Here is a 26,208-nt window from a genome sequence, read left to right on the forward strand (position 1 = left end):
CACCCAAAACACAAAACACAAACCGAATCCCCCTCAAACAAAACAAAACAAAACACCAAATCTGCCACAACAACCCCAAAAAAACACAACTCAATCCAAATCAATCAACAGAATCACTCAACCCAACACTCGCAAAAACAATAAAAAAAATACAACAGCCAGATATATCAACGGCTCGAACTGAAACCCCTTGGACAGCATAACGAAGTGCAGCGCCCCCAGGGCGGCGATGGCATAGACCAGACGATGCAAGCGCCGCCAGGCCGGACCCATCCGGCGCACCGACCAATTGTTCGATGTGAGTGCCAGGGGGATCATCAGCAGAAAAGCCGTCATGCCAATGGTAATGTACGGGCGCTTGGTAATGTCGGCCCAGATCTCGCTGACGATCTGAACATCCAGCAGGAGCCAGACCAGCAGGTGGCAAACGACATAGTAAAAGGTCAGCAGCCCGATCGCCCGGCGAAACCGAAGCAGATTGAGACCCGTGAACCGGCGAAGAGGGGTCATCGCCAACCCAATGATCAGGAACTGCAGGGCCAGCTCGCCGAGCTCCTGTTCGAACGTTTTGACCGGTTCCGCACCGAGACCACCCGTCGCCGCCAACCAGAACAGGTACACCGGCGGCAACAGGCCAAGCGCATAGACCATCCACACGGGAACGCGCCGCGCCGCGCGGTTTGCCCGGTCGGCCACGCCCTGGACCTGTGCAGTCACGTCAGTGGTACTTGGCCAGGTCCATCCCTTCATACAGGGCGGCGACCTCCTTGTCGTATCCGTTGAACATGAGCGTCGGCACCTTTTTGGCGAAAAGACCGCCCCCCACCTGGCGCTCATAGGCCTGCGACCAGCGTGGATGATCCACATTCGGATTCACGTTGCTGTAGAAGCCGTATTCACGGGAACTGTAGGTGTTCCAGCTGGTCGGGGGTTCTTCCGATACCAGACTGATCCGCACGACCGACTTGATCGACTTGTAGCCATACTTCCACGGCACCACGAGCCGAAGAGGCGCACCATTCTGATTGGGGATCGGCTTGCCATAGATCCCCGTGGCCATGATGGTCAGCGGGTGCAGCGCTTCGTCAAGGCGCAGCCCCTCGACATAGGGCCAGTCGATGACCGGTCGGCCGACACCACGCATTTCATCGGGACGCAGGGCGGTCTGGAAGGCGACATAGCGCGCCTCGTCCCTGACGCCGGCCATCGCCAGAAGATCGACCAGTTCGAAACCGTTCCACGGCACCACCATGGACCACGCCTCGACACAACGCAGTCGGTAGATGCGCTCCTCGACCGTCATCTCGGACATGATGTCCTTGAAATCGTATTCGCCCGGGCGATCCACCAATCCGTCGATGGTCACACTCCACGGCGACGTGGTGAGCGCATCGGCATACGCCGCCGGATCTCCCTTGCCGGTTCCGAACTCGTAAAAGTTATTGTAGCTCGTGATGTCTTCCCAACTTGTCGGTTCCAGGTCGGTCCCGGCCGCCAACGGTCCGGCAATCGCGCCCAGACCGATCCCGGCGGCACCGGCCAGGATCTGGCGACGGTTCAGGAAAACGCCACGGGGCGTTGCATCTTGCATACTCAGATCATTCTTCCAGCGATGGGCCATGGAAACTCCGCAATTCGTTTGCCCTGAGATAACCCGCTCATCCCGCGCCGCCAAACCAAATTGACTCACGATTAAGCGACGGTGCTGTAACGTCAGCCGGGACAATAGCATCGGCGTTCCTTGCACACGGAGCAGGCTGGCCGGCATAGCGCCCTGGCGCGCCGGGACGTGCACGCAGGACAGTCCCAACCCGGAAGAGTGTCGAAGCCACGGCTCGGATGAATAACATTAAATATCGCTGATAAACAAACAATTTCATATCGGTAGGCATTTTTTCCGGCACGGTTTGAGGTACGCACATCAGAAATTTCTAGACATGAGGTGCGCACCTCAACTAGCGTTCGAGTCGTCTGAACGACGAATCGGCGTCCGCAAGAGATCGCCGTGCATCGAATGGGAGGAAAATCATGAAGTCTCTGAAACTGGCATCTGCCAGCGCGATCAGCCTTGCTGCGGCGACATTCGCCGGGGCGTCGCAAGCCGAGGACCTTACACTTTGCTGGGCGGCCTGGGATCCTGCCAATGCCCTTGTCGAGTTGAGCAAGGAATTCGAAGCCGAATCCGGCCACAAGATGAGCTTTGAATTTGTACCCTGGCCCAATTTCGCGGACCGGATGCTGAACGAGTTGAACTCTGGCGGACAGCTTTGCGATCTCCTGATCGGTGACAGCCAATGGATTGGCGGCGGTGCGGAGAACGGCCACTATGTCAAGCTCAACGACTTTTTCGAAGCCGAAGGCATCGAGATGAGCGACTTTGCCGATGCCACCGTCTATGCCTATTCCACCTGGCCCAAGGGAACGCCGAATTATTACGCCCTGCCGGCAATGGGCGACGCGAATGGCTGGTTCTATCGCAAGGACTGGTTCGAACGCGACGACATCAAGGCCGCATTCAAAGAGGCCACGGGCCGCGAGCTGGCCGAACCCAAAACCCAGAAGGAGTTGCTTGAAATTGCGCAGTTCTTTCAGGGGCGCGAAATTGACGGTCAAACTGTCTACGGTGCCGCGATCTTCACCGAGCGCGGGTCCGAAGGCATCACCATGGGTGTAACCGGCGCCTTGTATCCGTGGGGTTTCAAATACGAAAACACCCCCGGTTCCTATGACATGGAAGGCGCCGTGAATTCACCCGAGGCCGTCGAGGCGCTCGAATTCTACAAGGAATTCTACGAAACCGCGACGCCGCCGGGCTATACCAATTCCTACATGGGCGAGAGCCTGGACGCGTTCAAATCCGGACAGGTCGCAATGGCGATGAACTGGTTCGCGTTCTTCCCGGGCCTTTACGCCGACCCGAATACCGGCGGAGACAAGATCGACTTTTTCGTCAACCCGCCCCAGAACCAACCCGGTTCGACCCTCGGCGGTCAGGGCATTTCGGTAGTCTCCTATTCCGACAAGCAGGACGCCGCGCTGGAATACATCAAATGGTTCGCGCAGCCGGAAGTACAGCAGAAGTGGTGGGATCTCGGCGGTTACTCCGCGCACAACGCCGTGTTGGAGAGCCCGACATTCAAGGACAGCGCGCCTTTTGCCGGGGATTTCCTCGAAGCGATGGCCAACGTTCAGGACTTCTGGCAGGAGCCGGCCTATGCCGAACTGCTGCTGGCGATGCAAAAGCGCATGCATGATTACGTGGTCGCCGACCAGGGCACCGCCCAGGAAGCGCTCGACCTCTTGATCGAGGACTGGACCGAGGTCTTCGAAGACGAAGGCAAGCTCTGATCCACACGACCGCCCCGCGGACGGGGATGATTGATGATGAACTGTCCCGGAAGCGATTCCGGGACATACCCTCCCACACTCTGACCACCGGATCCCGTGACATGTCCGAGTCCACAACCACCCGTGCCGCCGCCGCCACCCCGCCCCGGATCGCGCGCAAGATCAGGGGGCTGAGCGATCGCGCCATTGCCTGGCTCTTTGTCGGTCCGACGATCTTCCTGTTGCTGGCGATCAACATTTTCCCGCTGATCTGGACCGTGCGGCTCAGTTTCACCAATTTCAAGGCCAACCGGAATCGTCCCGTCGAATGGATCGGTACGCGCAACTACGAACGAATACTGACAGACAGCGACATCTGGCTGAACATGCAGGCCACGGCGCATTTCCTGTTCTGGACGATCTTTTTTCAGGTGCTGATCGGCTTTACCCTGGCCTATCTGATCAACAAGAAATTCAAGGGCAACGACCTGTGGACCACCATCATCGTGTTGCCGATGATGCTGTCGCCGGCGGTCGTGGGGAATTTCTGGAAATTCCTCTATCAACCCCAGATCGGCCTGTTCAATTATGTCGTCGGGTTCTTTACAGGCAAGGATCCGTCCAGTTTCGAGATGCTCGGCTCGGTCGATCTCGCCCCGTGGTCGATTGTCATTGTCGACACCTGGATGTGGACGCCGTTCGTGATGCTGATCTGCCTGGCGGGTTTGCGATCCATTCCCGACTATATCTACGAAGCCGCCGAAATCGACCGCGCGTCCAAGCTGCGGCAGTTCTTTACCATCACCATCCCGATGGTGCTGCCTTTCCTGATGCTTGCCGTGCTGTTTCGCGGGATCGAGAACTTCAAGATGTTCGACCTCGTGGTGCAGCTCACCGGCGGCGGTCCGGGCTCGACCACCGAACTGACCTCGATCAACCTCAAACGCGAGGCCTTTGAAAAATGGCGAACCGGCTATGCCTCGGCCTATGCGATCATCCTGTTCGTCACGGTGTTCGGGCTGGCCAGCATCTACGTCAAGGCACTGAACAAGGTGAAAGAGCGGTGATCATGCACACGTGCCAGACCCCGATATCCCCCTGCCCGAAAGGCATCGCGTCATGAGCAGCTTTTCCGTCACCGACCCAAGCCCGCGGTCAAAATGGTTCGCCGGTACGCTGGTCATCCTCTACGCATTGATCACCATGGTGCCGCTGGCGTGGATCATGCTCACCGGGTTCAAGTCGCCGTCAGACGCCATTTCCTATCCGCCCAAGGTCGTGTTCGAGCCGACGCTCGAAGGCTATGTCAACCTGTTCACGACCCGCACGCGACAGACCGATGAGTATCTCCAAGCCAACCCACCCAAGACATGGTACGAGGAGATCGTCCGTGAATACGACATGGTCATCGCCGGCCCGTCGAAGTTCGGCGAACGGTTTCTGAATTCGGTCATCATCGGTTTCGGCTCGACGTTTCTGAGCATCGTGCTCGGCACACTCGCCGCCTATGCCTTTTCGCGGTTCAAGATACCGCTCGCCGATGACCTGCTGTTCTTTATCCTCAGCACCCGGATGATGCCGCCGATCGCCGTCGCGATCCCGATTTTCCTGATGTATCGGCAACTGGGGCTGTCCGATACCCATCTCGGAATGATCCTGCTTTATACGGCAGTCAACATCTCGCTGGCGGTCTGGCTGCTCAAGGGGTTCATCGACGAAATTCCGCGCGAGTACGAAGAGGCCGCCCTGATCGATGGCTACACGCGGTTTCAGGCGTTCTACAAGGTCGTGCTGCCGCAGGCCGCCACCGGCATCGCCTCGACCGCGATCTTCTGTCTGATCTTTGCCTGGAACGAATATGCCTTTGCCGTGCTGTTGACGTCAGGCACCGCCCAGACCGCACCGCCCTTTATCCCGACCATCATCGGCGTTGGCGGACTCGACTGGCCGGCAGTGGCGGCAGGTGCCACGATCTTCCTTCTGCCCGTGATGATATTCACCATCCTGCTGCGCAAGCACCTGCTACGCGGGATCACATTCGGAGCGGTCCGCAAATGAGCAACTTCTTCACCGGTCTCCTGCGCCTGCGTCGCGGCCCCTGGGAAATGCTGGCGACCATCCTGATCGGCCTCGGGGTATTCATGCTGATGCAGCCTTTCGTTCTCTGGGCCTACACCTATTCGTTCATCACCACATTGGTGGGCACCGTGATGTTCATCATCGTGTCCCATTTCAAGGACTGACCCGTGGCCCAGATCGTCATCGACAGGATACGCAAGGAATTCGGCGATTTCACCGCCGTGCGAGAGTCGAGCTTTACCATCGAGGATGGCGAATTCTTCATGCTCCTCGGTCCGTCGGGCTGTGGCAAGACAACGACGCTGCGCATGATCGCCGGGCTTGAATTGCCGACCTCGGGGCAGATTTTCCTCGACGGAGAGAACATCAGCCAGAAACCGCCAAGCCAGCGCGACATTGCCTTTGTCTTTCAGATGTTCGCGCTCTATCCGCACATGAACGTGCGCAAGAACCTCAGCTACCCGCTGATCAGCCAGGGCATGCCCCGCGCACAGGTCAGGGCCAAGATCAGCGAGGTTGCGGAAATTCTGGGGATTCAGGACATCCTGAATCGCCCCGTCGGCGGCCTGTCCGGTGGCGACCGGCAGCGCGTCGCCCTGGGCCGTGCCATCGTGCGCGACCCAAAGGCATTCATGATGGACGAACCGCTCGGCGCGCTCGACGCCGAGTTCCGCGAGCACATGGCCGAGGAGCTGCGCGCGCTGCACGACCGGATGAATGCCACGACCGTCTACGTGACCCATGACCAGCTCGAAGCGATGCAGATGGGCGACAAGATCGTCGTCATGAACAACGCCGTGGTCGAGCAATTCGGCACGCCCCAAGAGATCTACGACAAGCCTGCAACCATGTTTGTCGCGGATTTCATCGGTTCGCCCTCGATGAACTTCTTACGGTTCGACGGCGCCATTGCGGATGGGGCGCGCTCGGTTTCGCTTGATGGAGTGACACTGAATGTGCCGCAACAGTTACAGGGTGCGGTCGGCACGCTCGTGTTCGGGGTGCGACCCGAGCATGTGGCCCTGACCGATACCGGCCGCTATCGCGGCAAGATATTGGCGTCGGAGTATCTCGGCACCACCCAGATCGTCACACTTGCCACCGCAAACGGAGAGATCAAGGCCCGCATCGACAGCGCCCAGACCGCGAAGATCGGCGAAACCGTCGGGCTCGAATTTGACGCGCGAAAGATCACGCTGTTTGACGAAGCGAGCGGCGCGGCCTTGCGCTCGACGCTGAACAACGAGGTGCTCGCTCATGGCTGAGGTCGTGCTCAGGAACCTGTCGAAATCCTATGGCGAAGATATCGCCGTGGCCGACATGACGATGACCATTCCCGACGGTGCCTTTGTCGTCCTGCTTGGTCCGACCGGCGCCGGCAAGACAACCACGCTGCGGCTGATCTCGGGCCTTGAGAAGATGGACAGCGGCGAAGTCTGGATCGGCGGTCGAAATGTGGGCAACGAAACCCCCGCCCAGCGCGATGTAGCGATGGTGTTCCAGCAATACTCGCTCTATCCCCACCTGTCCGTGCGCGACAACCTCGCATTTCCGCTGAAATCGCCGATCCTCAACACACCACCCGACGAAATCGAACGCAAGGTGGCCGAGGTCGCGCGCGTGCTCCAGATCAGCCACAAGCTCGACAACAAGGCCACGGCCCTGTCCGGTGGCGAAATGCAAAGGGTGTCCATCGGCCGGGCACTGGTGCGCGATCCGTCGATCTATCTGATGGACGAACCGCTCAGTTCACTGGACGCCAAGCTGCGCACCGACCTGCGGGTCGAGCTCAAACGCATCCATGCATCGCTGGGCGCGACGCTGCTCTATGTCACGCATGATCAGATCGAAGCGATGACCATGGCCACCCATGTGGGTGTTCTGGACCATGGCCGGCTCGTGCAATTCGGAAGCCCGCGCGAGATCTACGAGAATCCCAACAGCCTCTATGTCGCAAGCCGCCTCGGACTTCCCCGGATCAACATCCTGCCCGCCGGTATTTTCGGCAATGTTCCCCATGGTACCGACCGGATCGGACTGCGCCCCGAACATATCACCCAGGGCAGCGGCCAGGACGCCGTCATCAAACGGGTCGAACATCTGGGCGACCAGGCGCGGCTGCATCTGAACCTGCAAGGACATGACATAACCACTATCGCCGCCCCCGACACCGATTATCAACCCGGCGCGCATATCAAGATCGAACCGCGCAATCCCCTGTGTTTTGATACGCAGGGCAACCGCATCCGCTAGGGAGAAGACCTCATGAGCCAGTTCATCAATGCCAAGGACACGCTTGTCACCGACGCGGTTGACGGTTTGCTTGCGACATCGGGCGGGGCGCTGGCGCGGCTTGACGGTTATCCCCATATCAAGGTCGTTGTCCGTGCCGATTGGGACAAGTCACGCGTCGCGCTGATTTCCGGTGGCGGTTCGGGTCACGAGCCCGCGCATGCGGGATTTGTCGGTGCAGGCCTGCTGACAGCGGCGGTCTGCGGCGAGGTTTTCGCCTCACCCTCGGTCGATGCTGTGCTGGCGGGTATTCTTGCGGTGACGGGCACGGCGGGGTGCCTGCTGATCGTCAAGAACTACACGGGTGATCGTCTGAATTTCGGCCTGGCCGCCGAACGCGCCCGCGCCTTCGGGCTCAAGGTGTCGATGGTGGTGGTCGATGATGACATCGCCCTGCCCGACCTGCCACAGGCACGCGGAGTTGCAGGCACACTCTTTGTCCACAAGATCGCGGGGGCGCTGGCCCAGGACGGCGCCGATCTCGACACTGTTACAGCGGCGGCGCGATCGGCAATTTCCGGTATGGCATCAATTGGCAAATCCCTTGATACCTGCACGGTTCCGGGCTCGGCCAAGGAAGAACGCATCGCACCCGGCAAGGCCGAACTTGGTCTCGGGATTCATGGCGAGGCCGGGATCGAACAGGTCGCGTTCACGGATGCCAGAACCGCGATGGATATCGTTCTGGACCGGCTCGCACCAAGGATCGGGGATGGCCCGCATGTGGCGCTGCTGAACAATCTCGGCTCGACCACGCCACTGGAGATGAGCGTTCTGGCACACGAGCTTGCGATCTCGCCCAAGGCGGCCAACATCAAACATATCATCGGACCGGCCCCCCTTATGACCTCGCTTGACATGCATGGCTTCTCGGTCTCGATCCTGCCGGTTGACGACGCGACCAGGGCACTGCTGTCCGCTCCCGTGGACCTGCCGGCCTGGCCCGGGATGTCGGATATCTCTCCGGTCGCGACCCGTCCGCTGCCCGACGGGCTCAGCCCGATACAGCCAATTCCGTCCAGCAACCCGAAAACACGATCGGTCATCGAACACGCCTGTGATCTACTGATCGCGGCCGAGAACGATCTCAACGCGCTGGACGCGAAATCCGGTGATGGCGACACCGGCAGCACGCTTGCGACGGCGGCGCGGGCGCTCAGGGGTGCGCTCGACCGGATGCCTCTGGCGGACCTGACGCAGCTCTTCCGGGCAGTCGGCAACGAACTCAGCCAGACGATGGGTGGATCGTCGGGCGTCATTCTCGCGATCTTCTTTGGCGCAACCGGCGATGCCTGCGCCAACGGCAAACCGACACCCCAGGCACTCCTCGCGGGACTGGACCGGATCAGCCAGGTGGGTGGAGCCGCCAAGGGCGACCGCACGATGATCGACGCGCTTGCGCCTGCGCTCGCGGCCCTGCCCAAAGGGGTCGGCGCCGCCGCCGCCGCCGCCCGTGCCGGCGCGGACGGCACGGCCACGATGGACCGGGCCAAGGCAGGACGCGCCTCTTACGTGCCGCCGGAAAATCTTGTCGGACATAATGACCCCGGAGCCGAGGCGGTCGCGCGCCTGTTCGAGGGGCTGGCCAAAACCCTGTAATCGCAGCAAGCATGACGCCATGAAGCCAGCCACGCGCTCTCTCGCGAACCCCACGATCAACGATATCGCCCGCGTTGCGCGCGTCAGCCTCGCAACCGTCGACCGGGTGCTGAACGCACGCCCCGGGGTGCGCAAGGCGACGGTCGAGAAGGTCAACAAGGCGATAGCAGAGCTGGGTTATGTCCGCGATACCGCCGCCGCCAATCTCGCCCGTGGCCGGATCTATCACTTCATGTTCATCCTGCCGTCGAACAGCAACGAATTCCTGGTCATGCTCGAAGCGCAGATCGAACAGCTGAACCGGCGTATGCGCCACGAACGCACCAGGCTGTCCTGTACTCGCGTCACTGCGTTCGACCCGATGGCGCTGGCCGAAACGATTGATGCGGTCGATGCCTCCAAGGTCGATGGCGTGGCCATTTTCGGCCCCGAGACACCTTCGGTCCGCGATTCCATCGCGCATCTCAAGGCCAACGGCGTCACGGTCGTGTCACTTGTTGCCGACATCCCGAGTTCCGAGCGGGATTTCTACGTGGGGCTCGACAATGTCGCCGCCGGGCGCACGGCGGCGCAGCTTCTGGGGCGGTTCCTGGGCGACGCAAGGGGCAGGATCGCGGTATTGACCGGTTCCATGCTGGCGCGAGACCACCTTGAGCGGCGGCTGGGATTTGACGAGGTGATGGCGCGGGAATTTCCCGACCTGGAGATACTTGCCTCGCTCGAAGGTCGCGACGACCCCGCCCTGATCGAAAAGCTGGTGCCAGAGGTTCTGGCGAGCCACGACGATGTCATCGGCATCTATTCCTCTGCCGCCGGGAACGAAGGCCTGCTGCGCGCCTTTCGCACATGGCAGCCGGCCCGCCGCCCGGTGGTGATCGCACACGAGCTTACGCCTCTGTCACGGTCGGCCCTTGCGACGGGTGTGTTCGACGCCGTGATCAGCCAGGATTGCGGACATCTGGTGCGCAGTGCGGTTCGTATCATGCGTGCCTACAGCGACAGCATGCCCATCAATCTCGCCCAGGAACGTATCCGTATCGACATATACCTTAAGGAAAACATGCCGCAGTGACGCGGCACCGAGTTGGGAGGATCACACATGAAGACCATCAGGGGACCGGCGCTGTTTCTGGCGCAGTTCGCGGGCGATGAAGCCCCGTTCAATTCGTGGGACGCGATCACGAAATGGGCGGCCGACTGTGGCTACAAGGGGGTGCAGGTGCCCAGTTGGGACGCACGCCTGTTCGACCTCTCCAGCGCTGTCGAGAGCAAGGCCTATTGCGACGACTTTAAGGGACAGGCTGCCGCCAATGGCATCGAGGTCACCGATCTGTCGACCCACCTGCAAGGGCAGCTGGTCGCGGTGCATCCCGCATATGACAGCGCGTTTGACGGCTTTGCCGATCCCAGCGTGCACGGAAACCCCGCGGCCCGACAGGAATGGGCCGTGGATCAGGTCAAAATGGCGATCTCCGCATCCGCCAACCTGGGCATCGACAAACACGTGACGTTTTCTGGCGCGTTGGCCTGGCCCTATGTCTATCCGTGGCCGCAACGGCCTGCGGGCCTCGTTGAAACCGCGTTTGACGAACTCGCGCGCCGCTGGCGTCCAATTCTGGATCATGCCGAGGAAAACGGAGTCGATGTCTGCTATGAAATCCACCCCGGCGAAGACCTGCATGATGGCATAACGTTCGAGATGTTTCTTGAGCGGGTCGACAACCACGCGCGTTGCAACATGCTCTACGATCCGTCGCATTACGTGCTGCAACGTCTGGACTATCTCGACAATATCGACATCTACAAGGAGCGCATCAAGATGTTCCACGTCAAGGATGCCGAGTTCAACCCGACCGGACGACAGGGCGTCTATTCCGGCTATCAACCGTGGGTCGACCGCGCCGGTCGTTTTCGCAGCCTAGGTGACGGCCAGGTGGATTTTGGCGCCATCTTTTCGAAAATGGCCGCCAATGATTTCGATGGCTGGGCCACTGTCGAATGGGAATGCTGCCTCAAACACCCGGAAGACGGCGCGCGCGAAGGGGCGGCATTTGTCCGCGACCACATCATCCGGGTCACCGAAAGGGCCTTTGACGATTTTGCCGACGGCGGCACCGACGAGGCGGCCAACCGCAAGATGCTGGGGATTGCCTGATATGGCGCGGATCAGACTTGGCATGGTGGGCGGCGGCAATGACGCCTTCATCGGGGCCGTTCACCGGATCGCGTCGCGGATCGACAACCGTTTCGAACTGGTAGCGGGTGCCCTGTCATCGACACCGGAAAAATCCCGCGCGTCGGGCGAGGCGCTGAATCTGCCGCGCATCTATGATGACTTCAAACAGATGGCAATCCGCGAGGCGCGGCTCAAAACCGGAATCGAGGCGGTCTCCATCGTAACGCCGAACCACGTGCATTACGCCGCGGCGCGTGAATTCCTGAAGCGCGGTATTCACGTGATTTGCGACAAACCGCTCACATCGACGCTTGCGGATGCAAAAAAGCTGGTCAAGGCGGCAGAAGCATCAAATGCGCTGTTTGTTCTGACGCATAACTACACCGGCTATCCGATGGTGCGACAGGCCCGCGCTATGATTGCCGCCGGCGATATCGGCACGGTGCGCGTGGTGCAGGCAGAGTATCCGCAGGACTGGCTCACCACCGAGCAGGAGGTCAAACAGGCCGAATGGCGCACCGACCCGGCGCGTTCGGGTGCGGGTGGCTCGACCGGAGATATCGGCACCCACGCCTTCAACCTTGCCTGTTTCGTGACAGGTTTGGAGCCGGAAAGCCTCGCCGCCGATCTTGATGCCTTTGTTCCCGGACGGCAGGTCGACGACAACGCCCATGTCCTGCTGCGCTTCAGGGGCGGAGCAAAGGGCATGTTGTGGTCAAGCCAGGTCGCGCCGGGCAACGAGAACGCCCTGAAAATCCGGGTCTATGGCGACAAGGGTGGGCTGGAATGGGCGCAGGAAGATCCCAATTACCTCTGGTTCACAGCCTTCGGAAAACCCAAGCAATTGATCACCCGCAACGGCGCTGGCGCTGGCGGTGCCGCCGGACGCCTGAGCCGTATTCCACCGGGCCACCCCGAAGGATACCTGGAAGGGTTCGCCAATATCTACAGCGAAGCCGCCGACGCCATCATCGCCCATCGCGACGGCAAAACGCCCGGCCCGGAGGTGGTCTATCCAACCGTTCAGGACGGTTTGCGCGGGGTGCAATTCGTGGATGCCTGCGTGCGCTCATCAGCCCGAAATGCCGCCTGGGTCTCGTTTTAACGCGTGCTGAAGGGAACAATTCGGCACCAGATCATGGTCTGGTGCCGATGGTTCCTTGTTATTCTGCCGGAACGGCCGTCGCCTCGAGACTGAGCGGCGCGGGCAGGTGGGCCAGCATCTCTTTCGGACAAACCTGAAGGAAATTCGATTTCTCGATATCCCAGTGCTGCAAGATGTCGGCGGCCTTGCGGCTGCCGGTTTCCGCGGCATGACGCTCGATCAGCTCTTCGAGCTGGGTTTCCCAGTGCGGCACCGTCACCGGGCAGGTGACAAGCGTTTCCTTGTTCATCAGCGTCTCGGCAAGCCCGTCGGGATCATAGAGATAGGCCATCCCGCCGGTCATCCCGGCCCCGAAATTGGCACCGATCGTGCCCAGGATCACCGCAACGCCACCGGTCATGTATTCGCACCCGTTCGACCCGCAGCCCTCGATCACGACCTTGGCCCCGCTGTTGCGCACGGCAAACCGCTCGCCTGCTCGCCCGGCGGCGAACAGGTAGCCATCGGTGGCACCGTAAAGAACGGTGTTGCCGATGATGGTATTCTGATCCGCTGGCAGTTGGCTGACCTGCGGCGGACGCACGACAATAGTGCCACCGGACAATCCCTTGCCCACATAGTCATTGGCATCGCCCGACACTTCGAGCTTCAGCCCCGGTGCTGCAAAGGCCCCCAGGGACTGACCCGCCGAGCCTTGCAGCTTGACCGTCAGGTGATCCGACTGGAACGCATTCCGCATGCCAAAGTTGCGCACGATATGGCTGCTGGTGCGGGTGCCCACCGTGCGATGCGTGTTCTGGATCGCATAGGACAGCTGCATCTTTTCGCCATCCCGCAGGAAGCGCGCCGCGTCACGCACGATCTCCGCGTCGAGCGTGTCGGGCACCGCGTTGCGTTCCTTGTCACGGTCATAGACGATTTTCGACGCGCCATCGACGGTGATCAGCAGGGGATTCAGGTCAAGATCGTCAAGATGCGCATTGCCCCTGCTGACCTGGCTGAGCAGATCGGCCCGACCGATCACCTCGTCCAGTGAACGTGCCCCGATGCTGGCCAGCAATTCGCGGACTTCCTGCGCGTAGAACGTGATCAGGTTCACCACCTTGTCCGCCGATCCAGTGAACTTGTCGCGCAGCGCCTCGTCCTGGGTACACACGCCCACCGGGCAGGTGTTGGACTGGCACTGGCGCACCATGATGCACCCCATCGCAATCAGCGCGGCGGTGCCGATGCCGAACTCTTCGGCCCCCATCATCGCCGCCATGACGATATCACGCCCGGTGCGCAGCCCGCCATCGGTCCGCAGGGTCACGCGGTCGCGCAGCTTGTTCATCGCCAGAACCTGATGCGCTTCGGTCAGACCCATTTCCCAGGGCAGACCGGCATATTTGATGCTGGTTGCCGGGCTCGCGCCCGTACCGCCGTTGTGGCCGGAAATCAGGATCACGTCCGCCTTGGCCTTGGCGACCCCGGCGGCGATCGTGCCGACGCCGGAAGACGCCACCAGCTTGACCGTTACCTTGCAGCGCGGATTGATCTGCTTGAGGTCATAGATCAACTGCGCAAGGTCCTCGATGGAATAGATGTCGTGATGCGGCGGCGGCGAAATCAGCGTCACGCCCTTGGTCGAGTGGCGCAGCCGCGCGATCAGGTCGGTGACCTTCATGCCGGGCAACTGCCCGCCTTCGCCGGGCTTGGCACCCTGCGCGACCTTGATTTCAAGCTCTTCACACTGGTTCAGGTATTCGGCGGTCACACCGAAACGGCCCGATGCCACCTGCTTGATCTTGGCGGACGGGTTGTCGCCATTGGGCTCGGGCACGAAATGCGCCGGATCCTCGCCGCCCTCGCCGGAATCCGACTTGGCCCCGATCCGGTTCATCGCGACGTTCAGCGTCTTGTGCGCCTCGGGGCTGAGCGCGCCGAGCGACATGCCCGGCGTTACAAAGCGCTTGCGGATCGATGTGATGCTCTCAACCTCTTCGATCGGCACCGCCTTGCCCAGCGGCTTGATGTCCAGCAGGTCACGCAGGTGGATCGGCGGATTGCTCCGCATCCGGGCGGAATATTGCTTCCAGATCTCGAACGACGCCTTGTTGCAGGCCATCTGCAACATGTGCATCGTCGATGCTTCCCAGGCATGGCTCTCGCCCGATTTGCGCGCCTTGTAGAAACCGCCGATGGGCAGCACGTCCTGACCGGTGGTCCAGCCGCGCGCGTGCACTTCTTCCGCCTTGTGCTGGATACCGTGAATCCCGATCCCCGAGATCCGGCTGAGCATGCCGGGGAAATATTCCGCGCACATGGCGCGCGACAGACCCACCGCTTCGAAATTCAGACCGCCGCGATAGGACGAGATCACCGAGATCCCCATCTTGGCCATGATCTTGAGCAATCCCTGGTCGATCGCTTCGCGATAGCGTGCAACCGCCTCGGTCAGCGTACCCTCAAGCAAGCCGCGCTGGATACGGTCGGCCAGCGAATCCTCGGCCAGATAGGCGTTGACCACGGTCGCACCACACCCGATCAGAACTGCAAAATAATGCGGGTCTATGCATTCTGCGCTCCGCACGTTGAGGGAGCAGAAGGTCCGCAACCCGTTTCGGGTCAGGTGACTGTGCACCGCGCTCGTGGCAAGGATCATCGGCATCGCCACCTTGCCCGCGTCGGAAAACTGATCGGTCAGCACGATATGCCCGGCGCCCGACCGCACCGCGTCTTCGGCTTCGGATCGGATGCGGTTCAGCCCGGCATTCAACGCCCCCTGGCCCGGCTCGAAAGTGCAATCGATCTCGATGCAGGGCGCGTTGAATTGTTCGATCAGCTTGGTCCATTGCGAGTTGCCGACAAACGGGCTCTCCAGAACCACAATCTCGGTCTGGCTGCTATCTTCATCGAGCACGTTCTTGAGGTTGCCGAAACGGGTCTTGAGGCTCATCACCCGATATTCGCGCAACGAGTCGATGGGCGGATTGGTCACCTGGCTGAAGTTCTGCCGGAAGAAATGGCTCAGCGGGCGATATTGCTTGGACAGGACCGCGCTCGGCGTGTCATCGCCCATGCTTGCGAGGGCTTCCTTGCCATCCTCTGCCATCGGCGACAGGATTTGCTCAAGCTCCTCGACCGAGTAGCCGGCGGCAATCTGGCGCTTGCGCAGTTCGGCCCCTTCGAACAATGGCGCTTCCTGGGCACCGGACAGGGCTTCATCCGCATCGTTGATCTTGCCGACCCACTCGCCAAAGGGAAGCGCCTTGGCCAGCTTGTCCTTGATTTCGTTATCGCGATAGAGTTTGCCCTTGCTCATGTCGACGGCCAGCAACTGTCCGGGACCCAATGCGCCCTTTTCGCGCACGGTCGCCTCGTCAACCGGGACCATCCCGGCTTCCGACCCGGCGATCACCAGCCCGTCGCCTGTCACCACATAGCGCATCGGGCGCAATCCGTTGCGATCCAGCCCGGCACAGACCCAGCGACCATCGGTCATGGCCAGCGCCGCCGGTCCGTCCCACGGCTCCATAACGCTGTTGCAGTAAGAATACATGTCGCGCCATGCCTGCGGCAATTCGATGGCTTGCTTGCTCCAGCTTTCGGGCACCAGCATGGTCTTGGCCATCGGCGCACTGCGCCCGGCCCGCACCAGAACCTCGAACACCGAGTCCAGCGCCGCGCTGTCCGAACTGCCCGAGGCGACAATCGGCTTGATGTCTTCGGCCATGTCTCCGAAAGCCGCGCTGGCCATGCGGATCTCGTGGCTCTTCATCCAGTTCAGGTTGCCCTTGAGCGTATTGATCTCGCCGTTATGCGCCAGCATCCGGAACGGCTGTGCCAGCCACCATTGCGGGAAGGTATTGGTGGAATAGCGCTGGTGATAGATTGCGAACGCGCTTTCGAACCGCTCGTCCATCAGATCGGGATAGAACTCGGCCACCTGTTCGGCCAGCATCATGCCCTTGTAGATGATCGACCGGCAGGACAAGGATGCGAGATAGAGATCGTTGATCCCCGCCGCCGCCGCCGCCTTTTCGATGCGCCGCCGGATCACATACAGTTCACGCTCGAAGGTTTCCTCATCGACACCCTTGATGTTGGACAGGATGATCTGTTCGATCTCGGGCCGCGTCGCGTTGGCCTTTTCTCCAAGGCATGTGACATCCACCGGCACGTGGCGCCAGCCATAGATGTAATACCCCATGCGCAGGATCTCGGTCTCGACGATGGTCCGGCATTTCTCCTGTGCGCCAAAATCGGTACGCGGCAAAAACACCTGACCGACGGCAATCAGCTTGTCATGATGCGGCTCGTGACCGGTACGCTCGATCTGGTCGTAAAAGAACTTGACCGGGATCTGCACGTGAATGCCTGCGCCATCGCCGGTCTTACCATCGGCATCCACCGCACCACGGTGCCAGATCGCCTTGAGCGCCTTGATCCCGGATTCCACCACCTGGCGGCTCTTGGACCCGTCGATGGAAACCACCAATCCGACACCACAGGACGAATGTTCGTCGCTTTCGGAGTACATGCCATTCTCGGCGAGCCACTTGCGCTTTTCGGCTTCTGCCCGGGCCCAGTTTTCGTCGAATTTGGTCATGGATTGCTTCCTTGTTCTGAGGCCGACACCAAGTCGAGAACGTCCTGTTCGGTCAGTTGTGTGCGATCACCCGCAAAGGCATAACCTTGGGGTTTGCAGTCGATATAAACTTCCTGTGTCAGCGGCAGGTCGCCAAGATCGTCCAGTGAGCCGGCGGACAGGATCATCATGCCGTCCGGCATCACGCCACCGCGCGGGATCCGGTAGAACAGGCTCGATCCGCAGGTTCCACAGAATCCGCGTTCGGCCCAGTCGCTGGATTTGTAGATCCGGATGGAATCCTCACCCTCCCAGACAATCCCGTCAAGCGGGACATCCAGCCCGAGTTCGATCCCGCCGCTGAATTTCCGGCACATGCCGCAGTGACAGGCGCCGATATGATCTGGCACCTGTTTCAGGGTGTAGCGCACTGCGCCACACATACAGCCACCTGTTTTAGACGTTCTCATGCGTTGTCCCCTCTCACTTTTCGACGCAAACATGACGAGACATTCAGCCCCGGCCAGTCGCTGATGATCGCCCATCTGCTTTGCCGGGACAGCACGGTGATATCGAGGACCGGTTCAGCAAGCCGCCGTACCAACACAGGTTTGCCGATCATGGCAATCAGAGCCGTGACGACACGCGGCAATCCGCCAGCCTTGAGCACCCGTTCAATCACAGTCCGCCTCCGATTCCGCAGCCATGAAACCCTCCTGACCGGGCCAGGCCAGACCGAACGGCGTATACGCGAAATACTCGCGCTTGCTTCCGAAAACGCTGCGTGACCAGGCCGCTTCGAACATCAGATCCCGCTCGGCAGAGACATACATGTCAATCTCGAATTCCATGCCTCCGGCGCCAAAATCGGTTTCGTAAGATCTATGAATGCGGGCCTTCTGAAACCGCACACCCCCCAGAAATTCGGTCTCGCCCGTCAGTTCAATATACCCGCTCAGCACATAGGAGCGGTTGTCGATCATGCGCGTGCTCAGGGTGAACCTGCCCGACTCCTGCGACCAGCCGGCGCTCAGCAGCGCAGGGATGTTGGTATTCGAAACGGTCCCCGGTACCGCAGTCATGCGCATGTCACCGAATCCCGGATCGCGAAACTCTGTCAGTTTCCAGTCCGGTGTAAAAACACGAACGATCTGCAGCTCGCCCTTCTGATAGGTATGCGCCTCGCGAGAAACACCGCAATCAAGCAGCGTGGTCGCGTTACAGGACGCCTGAAGTACGGTCGCGATGGCGCGACAGTCGGCGGGAACCGGGATTTGAGCCGCTGCCGGGACGGGCGGCAACGCTACAGCGGCAAAAATCGCGGCTACGGCGATGCGCCCCGCGATTTTACGTCCTGTTCTGCCCCATCCCTGGTTCACGTTCTTGACCCTTTGCTGACCATTCGTCCGGTTGGCTCGGCATGACCTTGGTGCGCAGGAATTCACGACCAAGGCCAAGGGTGCGCGCAGCACCCGCTTTTCAGGCAACGGCGCGTAGAAACACGCCAGAGGCCCCGTTCATTCCGCGGCAATCGCACCCGCGCCCGCGTTCAGCCGGGTCAGGATGGCCTCGGCACAATCGCGACCATCCCGGATCGCCCAAACCACCAGCGAGGCACCGCGCACGATGTCGCCCACGGCATACACCCCGTCCAGGGCGGTTTCACCCGTGGTGAACTCGGCGCGTATCGTGCCCCATCGTGTGACGGCAAGATCGGGCTGATCCCAGAGCACGGGCACGTCCTCCGGTTCAAAGCCAAGCGCCTTGATCACAAGGTCCGCCTCTTCGACATAATCCGCACCCTCGATCACTTCGGGGGACTGACGGCCACTCGCATCAGGCGCGCCAAGCCGCATCTTCTGAACCATGACACCGCTCACGGCGTCGTTGCCGACAAAGCCCTTGGGCGCGCTCAGCCATTCAAAGACCACGCCCTCTTCCTCGGCATTGGCCACCTCGCGCTGGCTGCCCGGCATGTTTGCGCGGTCGCGGCGATAAAGACATTTGACGCTCTTCGCGCCCTGACGGATGCTGGTGCGGACGCAATCCATCGCGGTGTCGCCACCGCCGATCACGACAACATGCTTGCCCTCGGCATTCAGGCGGCCCGACTCGAAATCCTCCACGGTGTCGCCAAAGCTCTTGCGGTTGCTTACAGTCAGGAAATCAATCGCTCTTTCGATCCCCGGCAATCCGCTGCCCGGCATGGCAAGATCGCGCGACTTGTAAACGCCGGTGGCGACGATCACGGCGTCATGTTCCTCGCGGATTTCGTCAAACGTGATATCATCGCCGACATTGCAATTCAGCTGGAAGGTCACACCGCCCTTTTCCAGCTGTTCGTTCCGACGCATCACCACATCCTTTTCCAGCTTGAAGCCGGGAATGCCATAAGTCAGAAGCCCGCCCGCGCGGTCATGGCGATCATATACGGTTACCTGCACACCCGCCCGTCGCAGAACATCCGCCGCGGCCAGCCCGCCGGGACCGGCGCCGATGATCCCGACGCTTTCGGTGCGTTCCCGCGCCGGCGCGATGGGCTCAACCCAGCCTTCTTCCCACGCGGTATCCGTGATGTATTTCTCGACCGCGCCGATCGTCACCGTGCCGTGCCCGGACTGTTCGATGACGCAATTGCCCTCGCACAGTCGGTCCTGCGGGCAGATACGGCCACAGATTTCCGGAAAGGTATTGGTCGCCTGACTGACCGCATAGGCCTCTTGCAGACGCCCTTCGGCGGTCAGACGCAACCAGTCCGGAATGTTGTTGTGCAGCGGACAATGGCTCTGGCAGTAGGGTACGCCGCATTGGCTGCACCGGCTCGCCTGTTCCCTGGCTTTCGCCTCGGCGAATTCGGCATAGATCTCGTGGAAATCATCGCGTCGCGTGCCGGCATCTCGCTTGGCCGGCATGTCCCGATCAATCTGAACGAATTTCAGCATTGGTTGCTTTGCCACGGCGAAAACTCCATGATACGTTGTTTCAGACAGTCTCTAAGCGAAGTGCAGAATGATTAAAAGTCAGAACTGCTGACCTAATTTTGCATTTATCTGGCTAAAAGGGTGCAGATACGTCCAAAACCACGCAAAATTAGTAAGCAATCCGGACCTATATTTCAGCTTTCCTATATTTTCAAAGCACTTATACCTGTCACCGTTACACATGAATTTTCTGGTGCCGCGATAAGATGCCCTTGTTCCAACTTCTCCTCGTGGCCCTGATCCAGGGTCTTACCGAATTTTTGCCGGTCTCCTCGTCGGGTCATCTGATTCTCTTGCCCGGCCTGACCGGCATGGACGATCAGGGGCAACTGATCGACGTTGCCGTGCATGTGGGAACGCTCGGTGCGGTGATGGTGTATTTCTGGCGCGATGTCCGGATCGGATTGCTGGGGTTGCCGCGGCTTTTACTCGGCAAAACCGATACACCCGGCGCGCGGCTCGCGCTCGGACTGATCATTGCAACGATCCCGGTCATCGTCGCGGGGGCCGTTCTGCATTTCACCGGGCTGAGCGATGCCATGCGATCTGTCACGGTGATCGGCTGGACCATGCTGATTTTTGGCATTGTGCTTTACTGGGCCGATCAAACCGGCGCGGCGGACCGGACGGCGGCGGACTGGTCGGTGAAGGACGCCCTGATCATGGGTTGCTGGCAGGCGATATCCCTTATCCCGGGCACTTCGCGGTCCGGCATCACGATCACGGGGGCGCGCCGCCTTGGATATACGCGCGAAGACTCTGCCCGGCTCGCGATGCTGATGTCCATTCCGACGATCCTCGCATCGGGGATCCTGCTCGGTGCCGAAGTGGCGCTCGACGCCAACACCGCCGCGATGCGTGATGGGGCAATCGCCGCCGTATTCGCCTTTTTCGCCGCGCTTCTGGCGCTGACCCTGATGATGCGCTTGCTGCGCAGCGTCAGTTTCACCCCCTACGTGATCTATCGGATCGCGCTCGGTATTGTGCTGCTGGTCTATGCCTACGGAGGATCAGGTGCGCAGGTTGCTGGCTGACTTCTGCAGCGCATTGTACTGACCGGACGGGCGAAAGCGCCAGAGATATTCGGGCAGGACCGACTCCATCGCGACCGGTTTAATACCGAGATCGGCAAACCCCCTGGCATCCTCTCCGACAACATTGTCACGGCGAAGATTACGCAGCTGATCCCGCGTCAGCACCCCGTTCCTGATCAGACCAAAGGATATCACCTGCAGAATGTCGAAACCAAAGGCCATGATCCGCGCCAGCCAGAACGGCAGGTTGATCACCACCCGGCGCCTGCTGATCACATCCAGCATCTGCGCCATCATCTGCCGCATGGTCCTGACCTCGGGTCCGCCCAGCTCATAGACACCCGCAGCAACCTCGTCGGTCACCGCCTTGACGGCTGCTTTCGCCACATCATCGACAAATACCGGTTGAAAGCGGGTCTCGCCGCCCACGATCGGCAGGAATGGTCCCATGCGGGCCATTCCGGCAAAGCGATTGAAGAAATTGTCCTCTGCACCGAAAATCACCGAAGGTCGCAAGATCACCGCGTTCGGCATATGCTCCAGGACCGCGGTCTCGCCCATCGCCTTGGACCGGCTATAGTCGCTGTCCGATGTGGCATCCGCCCCGATCGCCGAGAGATGCACCATGCGTTCGATACCCTGCTGCGCCGCAATCCGGGCGACTCGTCCCGCCCCTTCGGCTTGAATGGCGTCGAAACTGTTCTTGCCTGTCTCGTTCAGAATGCCGACGCAATTCACAACCGCGTCCGCATCCTGCATCACGAGCGCAACCGAATCATCATCGCGAATATTGCACAGCACCGGCTCGACCTGCCCCACGACACCATAGGGGCGGACGAATATGGCTTCATTGGGCCGTCGCACGGCAACGCGAACCCGCCAACCGGCCTGTGCAAAGTTCCGCGCGACATACCGCCCTACAAATCCGGATCCGCCATAGATAGTGACCAGTTTGGACATGCCAGCGCTCCCTTGTATCTGGGTCTAATCCGATCTACCGCCCCAAATCCACGCAAACAAGGCGCAAAAGCGTCGCTGGCCAGGAAAGCCACGGCTCGACAGTCCCGAATGAGAACGACAGGCGGGCATTTTGGCGGATAATTTCGCAATTTCCGTTTGACACCCCACCCTTCTCCACTTAAAGCGTCGCTCCACGACACCTGCCCAGGTGGCGGAATGGTAGACGCGCTAGCTTCAGGTGCTAGTGTTCGCAAGGACGTGGAGGTTCGAGTCCTCTCCTGGGCACCAACTTCAGATACATAGCCATCGCCTAATGTGCGCTTAGCGTATGTTCTACTGACATATCCCCAAAAATCTGCCCTTGTTCCGCTTCACAAGAACGGATGAATCGTGGTTTCAATCACCCGCAGATCAGGCGAGAGGCGTAAAAATGGCGACGTTCAGGAAGTGTCAGTTGGCAGCTGGCGGGCCGATCTAGATGGTGTAATGCCCCCGGCACCTACGGGCTGCACAAGTTGTTCTAAACCCGTTGGACATTGTGGAGCGACCAGCCATCTTCACGCGAATGATGGCCGGTCTGGCTGCCGATTACGGCGAGATGAAGACCGTGATGATCCCCTCTCGGGACATTGCTGCGCAATGCGCTTTGCATACGCTTACAAATCTCGAAACCCTCATTCCTGTTACACGTAAAAGACGCTTCAAAAACCTAAGTGGGGATGTGGGAATAGACCGTGTTTCGCGATACGCCCAGTTTGCGGGCGGTCAGAGCGACATTTGCGTTGCATTGCCGGAACACCTTGTTGATCTCGCGGCATTTGGCCTCGCGGGCGGCGTTTCCGGAGCAACGTGGACAGGCGATTTCGGGATCGTCGGGCAGACCGAGCTTGCGTTCGACATGTTCTTCCCGGATGACGCCGCCGGGACATTGCACGGCAAGGACCTGAAGCTGATTTGCCAGCCCGGCGAGATTCTGGCTGCGGTCGATCCGTTTCAGCGCCTCGATCGCGGCGGGCGAGAACTGTTGGCCCGGAGAAATATCGGCCATCATGCAGGCGACGATCTGAGCGAAATCCGTCCGGTCGACCAGGGCGGGAAGGTGCACCCTCATCTGCACCAGTCTTGAAAAAGCCATCCTGACATGCGGCGGCCATTGGTCATTCGGCATCGTTTCCGATTGCCCGGTGCAGATGATGCTCCAGCCAGGTGAAGTCTTGAACTGCAGCATCCGGTTGATGACCTGCGCCAGTCTTTCCGCCGCGCCGCCGCGGATTGCCTCCAGATCTTCCAGAAGCAGCGTTCCGCCGGTCTGGAGAGAAAATTCCTGTGTATCGGTCTCCCCGAGAATGTCGGCCATCAGGCGCTCGGTCTGGCTCAGGTCGTTGGCGGTCTGGCAGTCGACCAGGATAAGCGGACGGTCACTGTGCAGTTCTTCATGAACGGTCTGCGCCAACGTGGTCCGGCCCGTTCCCGGTTCGCCGATGATGCAGAATGGCGCCCCGACCCGCGCCGAGCGCATCGCGAGCCGCAGGCTGTTGCGCACCTGTTCGTCGCGAAACACCGGCCTGCCGGGCGCGCTCGGAAGGTTGAAAACAGCCGGGATCGAAACGGCAACCGTTCGCTTCAAATGCGCGTAGTCGGGGTTTCGCCGCGTCGCTCTGATGCGTGCGAAATAGGCTGCGTTCAGCCAATCGACCAGGCGGATGACCTCGCCATCCACCATCGGCTTCATGGCGGCACCGAAGCCACCCTGAAACAGATCGGAAAACGACTTTGCAGAGCCAAGTTCCAGACCTTTCAGGATGCCGCCCGCGTGCCGGTTGGAACCGGTGATGCGGCCATCATCATCAAGACTGATCATGCCGATGCTTTGCGTTGTCAGGTATTCTTCGCGCGGGTGGAATTGAATGATGTGCTCGCCGCGGTGCTCATCGACGAAGATACGGTTTTCGATGTTGCCGGCCGCCAGCGTCACGAGCGCCTGTGTATGGAACTGCCGCGCGGCGACTTCGGAGGACGCATCCAGGACACCGACAATGCGCCCCTGGCTATCGAATATCGGCGCGGACACACATGAAACACGCCCGTGCTTTGCGAAAAAATGCTCACTACCCGTCACCATGCTTGCCTCGCCGGCGTGCAGGGCAAGTCCGAGCGCGTTGGTCCCCCGCAGTTCCTCGCGCCAGATCGAGCCGATACGGATGCTGCGCGAGCACTCGGACTCGCGAAACTCGTTATCCATGATCGCATCGAGCACGACGCCTTCGCGATCGGCGAAGGCGGTCATATGGTTGGTTCCCGCGATCTGGTTGCTGAGAAGTTCCAGTTCCGGCCGAACAATGGCGATCAGCTTTGCGTGCCGTTCTTTTGCTTCGCGCAATTCCTGAAAGGATATCACCGCATCCAACGGCTCGCCCTTGGGGTCGAGTCCGCTTTTCAGACAGCGATGCCAGCTATCGGCGATCGGGTCCGGAACGGCACCATGTGCAAAGACACCTCTCGCTTCGAGCGACGCGCGCGCTTTTCTGAATGCAGTTTGCACAACGTCCTCCCAGCGTTGGCATGATCACGCGATCAATAGACCCCAGCAGGGTTCGCCAGATCAACCCGTATGATCAATTTGTGAACATGGATTGATTGGCACCTTTCCGTTTCTGAACACGGATTCCTCATTCCGGCGATTTTTTGCCTGCCAGATTTATCGGGCGCGGTACCGCACCGAATTGCGATGGGGGAGATAACATAATGAAAGCCCAGGTGCTTCATAACTACGACGACGATCTGACCGCAGCGTCCTGGCTGACCTATCAGGATATTGCCGATCCGGTGCTTTCGAAAGGGTCCGAGGTGATCGTGCGCATCGGTGGTGCGGGCGTCTGCCGCACCGATCTGCACGTGATCGAGGGTGTCTGGCGACCGCATATGGACCCGACCGGAGACGCGCTTCTGCCTTTGATCCTCGGGCATGAGAATGCCGGCTGGATCGAAGAAGTCGGCTCCGAGGTAGAGGGAGTGGCCAAGGGCGACCCGGTCATCGTGCATCCCAAGATTTCAAGCGGCACTTGCCTTGCCTGCCGCCGGGGTCAGGACATGCACGGCGAGGGTGCCTTTCCGGGTCTCGACAGCAATGGCGGCTATGCGGAAGCGCTCGTGACCTCGGTGCGTAATATCGTGAAACTGCCCAAAACGCTGAGTCCCAAGGATGTCGCACCCTATTCGGACGCAGGGCTGACCGCCTATCGCGCTGCAAAGAAGGCGACACGCCACCTTTTGCCCGGCGAATACTGCGTCATCATCGGAGCCGGCGGGTTGGGGCATATCGCCATTCAGGTTCTCAGGGCAATGTGCGCGGCCGAAATCATCGTCGTCGATACATCCGACGCGTCGTTGCAGCTTGCCCAGGAGTGCGGCGCGGATCATCTGGTCAAGGCGGATGGTGGTGAAGTCGAGGCGGTTCTGTCCATGACCAAGGGGCATGGTGCCGAGGCGGTTCTGGATTTCGTCGGCGAAAAAGGCACCACCGCCAAGGGTATCGCGATGACGCGCAGCGCCGGCAGCTATTACGTGATCGGCTACGGTGAAGACGTTCAGGTGCCGACCGTCGATCTGGTGATCACCGAAAAGAACATCATCGGCAATCTCGTCGGGACATGGGCCGAACTCACCGAGCTGATGGAGCTGGCGCATCGCGGACTGGTTCAGCTCGAAACCCAGGAATTCAAGCTCGAGGACGCGAATGCCGCACTTCAGGACCTGCATCACGGCAAGATCAAGGGCCGCGCCGTTCTTATCCCCTGACGGGTCGTTCAAATTTGGGAGGACATCATGAGAAAACCACTGACAGGATCATTCTCGGCGCTTGCATTGGCGAGCAGCGGGATCTTGGGCGCCTTGGCCGCCCATGCGGAAGACTATTCGAGATTCGGCATCGCTGCCGATATTCCCGGTGACCTGCCCCCCGCGAAATCCCTCATCATGATGTAGAGTCTGCCCAACCTTGAAGGAGCAGACGAATGCGAAAGAGCCGTTTTACCGAGGCGCAGATTATCGGGATGATCAAGGAGCAAGAGGCGGGCATGCCGACG

22 protein-coding genes and 1 tRNA gene are annotated in these 26,208 nt (G+C 60.3%); 14 read left to right on the forward strand and 9 right to left on the reverse strand.

What is annotated here, in order from left to right:
- Positions 1–117: 117 nt before the first annotated feature.
- Positions 118–750 carry a protein-methionine-sulfoxide reductase heme-binding subunit MsrQ gene (msrQ, locus tag AB9K34_RS02990; RefSeq protein WP_369952964.1) on the reverse strand — a complete coding sequence of 211 codons (633 nt, stop codon included), beginning with the start codon at positions 748–750 and terminating at the stop codon, positions 118–120.
- Entirely contained in the window at positions 719–1,621 is a 903-nt protein-coding gene (gene msrP / locus AB9K34_RS02995) for a protein-methionine-sulfoxide reductase catalytic subunit MsrP (protein WP_369952965.1), read from the reverse strand. The genes msrQ and msrP overlap by 32 nt, the downstream gene beginning before the upstream one ends.
- Before the next feature lie 407 nt (positions 1,622–2,028).
- On the opposite strand from msrP, the gene AB9K34_RS03000 reads away from it, so the two are divergent.
- From AB9K34_RS03000 to AB9K34_RS03045, 10 genes are all read left to right on the forward strand, one after another.
- A complete protein-coding gene (locus AB9K34_RS03000; RefSeq protein WP_369952966.1) occupies positions 2,029–3,348 on the forward strand; it encodes an ABC transporter substrate-binding protein in 1,320 nt (439 codons plus the stop codon).
- A 101-nt stretch (positions 3,349–3,449) separates the two neighbouring features.
- Positions 3,450–4,394: a carbohydrate ABC transporter permease gene (locus AB9K34_RS03005; RefSeq protein WP_369952967.1), complete on the forward strand. Its 945-nt coding sequence runs from the start codon at positions 3,450–3,452 to the stop codon at positions 4,392–4,394.
- A 52-nt stretch (positions 4,395–4,446) separates the two neighbouring features.
- Positions 4,447–5,385 (forward strand): carbohydrate ABC transporter permease, encoded by a 939-nt coding sequence (locus AB9K34_RS03010; protein ID WP_369952968.1) that lies wholly within the window; start codon positions 4,447–4,449, stop codon positions 5,383–5,385.
- Positions 5,382–5,570: a hypothetical protein gene (locus tag AB9K34_RS03015; protein WP_369952969.1), complete on the forward strand. Its 189-nt coding sequence runs from the start codon at positions 5,382–5,384 to the stop codon at positions 5,568–5,570. Before AB9K34_RS03010 ends, AB9K34_RS03015 begins: the two co-directional genes overlap by 4 nt.
- 3 nt (positions 5,571–5,573) lie before the next feature.
- Positions 5,574–6,671 (forward strand): ABC transporter ATP-binding protein, encoded by a 1,098-nt coding sequence (locus AB9K34_RS03020; RefSeq protein WP_369952970.1) that lies wholly within the window; start codon positions 5,574–5,576, stop codon positions 6,669–6,671.
- Positions 6,664–7,659 carry an ABC transporter ATP-binding protein gene (locus AB9K34_RS03025; protein ID WP_369952971.1) on the forward strand — a complete coding sequence of 332 codons (996 nt, stop codon included), beginning with the start codon at positions 6,664–6,666 and terminating at the stop codon, positions 7,657–7,659. Before AB9K34_RS03020 ends, AB9K34_RS03025 begins: the two co-directional genes overlap by 8 nt.
- A gap of 12 nt (positions 7,660–7,671) precedes the next feature.
- Positions 7,672–9,297: a dihydroxyacetone kinase subunit DhaK gene (locus AB9K34_RS03030; protein ID WP_369952972.1), complete on the forward strand. Its 1,626-nt coding sequence runs from the start codon at positions 7,672–7,674 to the stop codon at positions 9,295–9,297.
- A 19-nt stretch (positions 9,298–9,316) separates the two neighbouring features.
- A complete protein-coding gene (locus AB9K34_RS03035; RefSeq protein WP_369952973.1) occupies positions 9,317–10,369 on the forward strand; it encodes a LacI family DNA-binding transcriptional regulator in 1,053 nt (350 codons plus the stop codon).
- Positions 10,370–10,396: 27 nt separating this feature from the next.
- Positions 10,397–11,452, forward strand: coding sequence for a sugar phosphate isomerase/epimerase family protein (locus AB9K34_RS03040; RefSeq protein WP_369952974.1), 1,056 nt, complete (start codon positions 10,397–10,399; stop codon positions 11,450–11,452).
- A gap of 1 nt (position 11,453) precedes the next feature.
- Complete coding sequence (locus AB9K34_RS03045) at positions 11,454–12,578, forward strand: Gfo/Idh/MocA family protein (protein ID WP_369952975.1); 1,125 nt, start codon at positions 11,454–11,456, stop codon at positions 12,576–12,578.
- Positions 12,579–12,636: 58 nt separating this feature from the next.
- On the opposite strand, the gene gltB is transcribed toward AB9K34_RS03045, so the two are convergent.
- From gltB to AB9K34_RS03070, 5 genes are all read right to left on the reverse strand, one after another.
- Positions 12,637–17,169 (reverse strand): glutamate synthase large subunit, encoded by a 4,533-nt coding sequence (gene gltB, locus AB9K34_RS03050; RefSeq protein ID WP_369952976.1) that lies wholly within the window; start codon positions 17,167–17,169, stop codon positions 12,637–12,639.
- Positions 17,166–17,618: a GFA family protein gene (locus AB9K34_RS03055; protein WP_369952977.1), complete on the reverse strand. Its 453-nt coding sequence runs from the start codon at positions 17,616–17,618 to the stop codon at positions 17,166–17,168. The genes gltB and AB9K34_RS03055 overlap by 4 nt, the downstream gene beginning before the upstream one ends.
- Positions 17,615–17,830 carry a hypothetical protein gene (locus tag AB9K34_RS03060; RefSeq protein WP_369952978.1) on the reverse strand — a complete coding sequence of 72 codons (216 nt, stop codon included), beginning with the start codon at positions 17,828–17,830 and terminating at the stop codon, positions 17,615–17,617. Before AB9K34_RS03060 ends, AB9K34_RS03055 begins: the two co-directional genes overlap by 4 nt.
- Positions 17,823–18,527 (reverse strand): hypothetical protein, encoded by a 705-nt coding sequence (locus AB9K34_RS03065; protein ID WP_369952979.1) that lies wholly within the window; start codon positions 18,525–18,527, stop codon positions 17,823–17,825. The genes AB9K34_RS03060 and AB9K34_RS03065 overlap by 8 nt, the downstream gene beginning before the upstream one ends.
- Before the next feature lie 138 nt (positions 18,528–18,665).
- Positions 18,666–20,105 (reverse strand): NAD(P)-dependent oxidoreductase, encoded by a 1,440-nt coding sequence (locus tag AB9K34_RS03070; RefSeq protein WP_369952980.1) that lies wholly within the window; start codon positions 20,103–20,105, stop codon positions 18,666–18,668.
- Positions 20,106–20,335: 230 nt separating this feature from the next.
- Between AB9K34_RS03070 and AB9K34_RS03075 the strand changes: the two genes are divergently transcribed.
- Positions 20,336–21,163 carry an undecaprenyl-diphosphate phosphatase gene (locus AB9K34_RS03075; RefSeq protein WP_369952981.1) on the forward strand — a complete coding sequence of 276 codons (828 nt, stop codon included), beginning with the start codon at positions 20,336–20,338 and terminating at the stop codon, positions 21,161–21,163.
- Here the strand turns inward: AB9K34_RS03075 and AB9K34_RS03080 are convergent.
- Complete coding sequence (locus AB9K34_RS03080; RefSeq protein ID WP_369952982.1) at positions 21,140–22,123, reverse strand: complex I NDUFA9 subunit family protein; 984 nt, start codon at positions 22,121–22,123, stop codon at positions 21,140–21,142. The genes AB9K34_RS03075 and AB9K34_RS03080 overlap by 24 nt on opposite strands.
- Positions 22,124–22,325: 202 nt before the next feature.
- Here AB9K34_RS03080 and AB9K34_RS03085 point away from each other — a divergent pair.
- Positions 22,326–22,411, forward strand: a tRNA-Leu gene (locus AB9K34_RS03085).
- Between the two features lie 421 nt (positions 22,412–22,832).
- Here AB9K34_RS03085 and AB9K34_RS03090 read toward each other — a convergent pair.
- Complete coding sequence (locus AB9K34_RS03090; protein ID WP_369952983.1) at positions 22,833–24,665, reverse strand: sigma-54-dependent Fis family transcriptional regulator; 1,833 nt, start codon at positions 24,663–24,665, stop codon at positions 22,833–22,835.
- A 203-nt stretch (positions 24,666–24,868) separates the two neighbouring features.
- Here AB9K34_RS03090 and AB9K34_RS03095 point away from each other — a divergent pair, with 203 nt between their 5' ends.
- Both AB9K34_RS03095 and AB9K34_RS03100 read left to right on the forward strand, forming a co-directional pair.
- A complete protein-coding gene (locus AB9K34_RS03095) occupies positions 24,869–25,921 on the forward strand; it encodes an NAD(P)-dependent alcohol dehydrogenase (RefSeq protein WP_369952984.1) in 1,053 nt (350 codons plus the stop codon).
- Between the two features lie 27 nt (positions 25,922–25,948).
- The gene (locus tag AB9K34_RS03100; protein WP_369952985.1) at positions 25,949–26,107 is read left to right on the forward strand and encodes a hypothetical protein; all 159 of its coding nucleotides are present in this window, start codon (positions 25,949–25,951) and stop codon (positions 26,105–26,107) included.
- The last annotated feature ends 101 nt before the right edge of the window (positions 26,108–26,208 follow it).

The sequence above is a fragment of the Sedimentitalea sp. XS_ASV28 genome, assembly GCF_041224545.1.
Classification (GTDB): Bacteria; Pseudomonadota; Alphaproteobacteria; order Rhodobacterales; family Rhodobacteraceae; genus Sedimentitalea.

What these genes read in the sequence shown, in the direction of transcription:
- msrQ (WP_369952964.1), bottom strand. Translation starts at nt 750, where the DNA reads ATGAAGGGATGGACCTGGCCAAGTACCACTGACGTGACTGCACAGGTC.
- msrP (WP_369952965.1), bottom strand. Translation starts at nt 1,621, where the DNA reads ATGGCCCATCGCTGGAAGAATGATCTGAGTATGCAAGATGCAACGCCC.
- AB9K34_RS03000 (WP_369952966.1), top strand. Translation starts at nt 2,029, where the DNA reads ATGAAGTCTCTGAAACTGGCATCTGCCAGCGCGATCAGCCTTGCTGCG.
- AB9K34_RS03005 (WP_369952967.1), top strand. Translation starts at nt 3,450, where the DNA reads ATGTCCGAGTCCACAACCACCCGTGCCGCCGCCGCCACCCCGCCCCGG.
- AB9K34_RS03010 (WP_369952968.1), top strand. Translation starts at nt 4,447, where the DNA reads ATGAGCAGCTTTTCCGTCACCGACCCAAGCCCGCGGTCAAAATGGTTC.
- AB9K34_RS03015 (WP_369952969.1), top strand. Translation starts at nt 5,382, where the DNA reads ATGAGCAACTTCTTCACCGGTCTCCTGCGCCTGCGTCGCGGCCCCTGG.
- AB9K34_RS03025 (WP_369952971.1), top strand. Translation starts at nt 6,664, where the DNA reads ATGGCTGAGGTCGTGCTCAGGAACCTGTCGAAATCCTATGGCGAAGAT.
- AB9K34_RS03030 (WP_369952972.1), top strand. Translation starts at nt 7,672, where the DNA reads ATGAGCCAGTTCATCAATGCCAAGGACACGCTTGTCACCGACGCGGTT.
- AB9K34_RS03035 (WP_369952973.1), top strand. Translation starts at nt 9,317, where the DNA reads ATGAAGCCAGCCACGCGCTCTCTCGCGAACCCCACGATCAACGATATC.
- AB9K34_RS03040 (WP_369952974.1), top strand. Translation starts at nt 10,397, where the DNA reads ATGAAGACCATCAGGGGACCGGCGCTGTTTCTGGCGCAGTTCGCGGGC.
- AB9K34_RS03045 (WP_369952975.1), top strand. Translation starts at nt 11,454, where the DNA reads ATGGCGCGGATCAGACTTGGCATGGTGGGCGGCGGCAATGACGCCTTC.
- gltB (WP_369952976.1), bottom strand. Translation starts at nt 17,169, where the DNA reads ATGACCAAATTCGACGAAAACTGGGCCCGGGCAGAAGCCGAAAAGCGC.
- AB9K34_RS03055 (WP_369952977.1), bottom strand. Translation starts at nt 17,618, where the DNA reads ATGAGAACGTCTAAAACAGGTGGCTGTATGTGTGGCGCAGTGCGCTAC.
- AB9K34_RS03075 (WP_369952981.1), top strand. Translation starts at nt 20,336, where the DNA reads ATGCCCTTGTTCCAACTTCTCCTCGTGGCCCTGATCCAGGGTCTTACC.
- AB9K34_RS03080 (WP_369952982.1), bottom strand. Translation starts at nt 22,123, where the DNA reads ATGTCCAAACTGGTCACTATCTATGGCGGATCCGGATTTGTAGGGCGG.
- AB9K34_RS03095 (WP_369952984.1), top strand. Translation starts at nt 24,869, where the DNA reads ATGAAAGCCCAGGTGCTTCATAACTACGACGACGATCTGACCGCAGCG.
- AB9K34_RS03100 (WP_369952985.1), top strand. Translation starts at nt 25,949, where the DNA reads ATGAGAAAACCACTGACAGGATCATTCTCGGCGCTTGCATTGGCGAGC.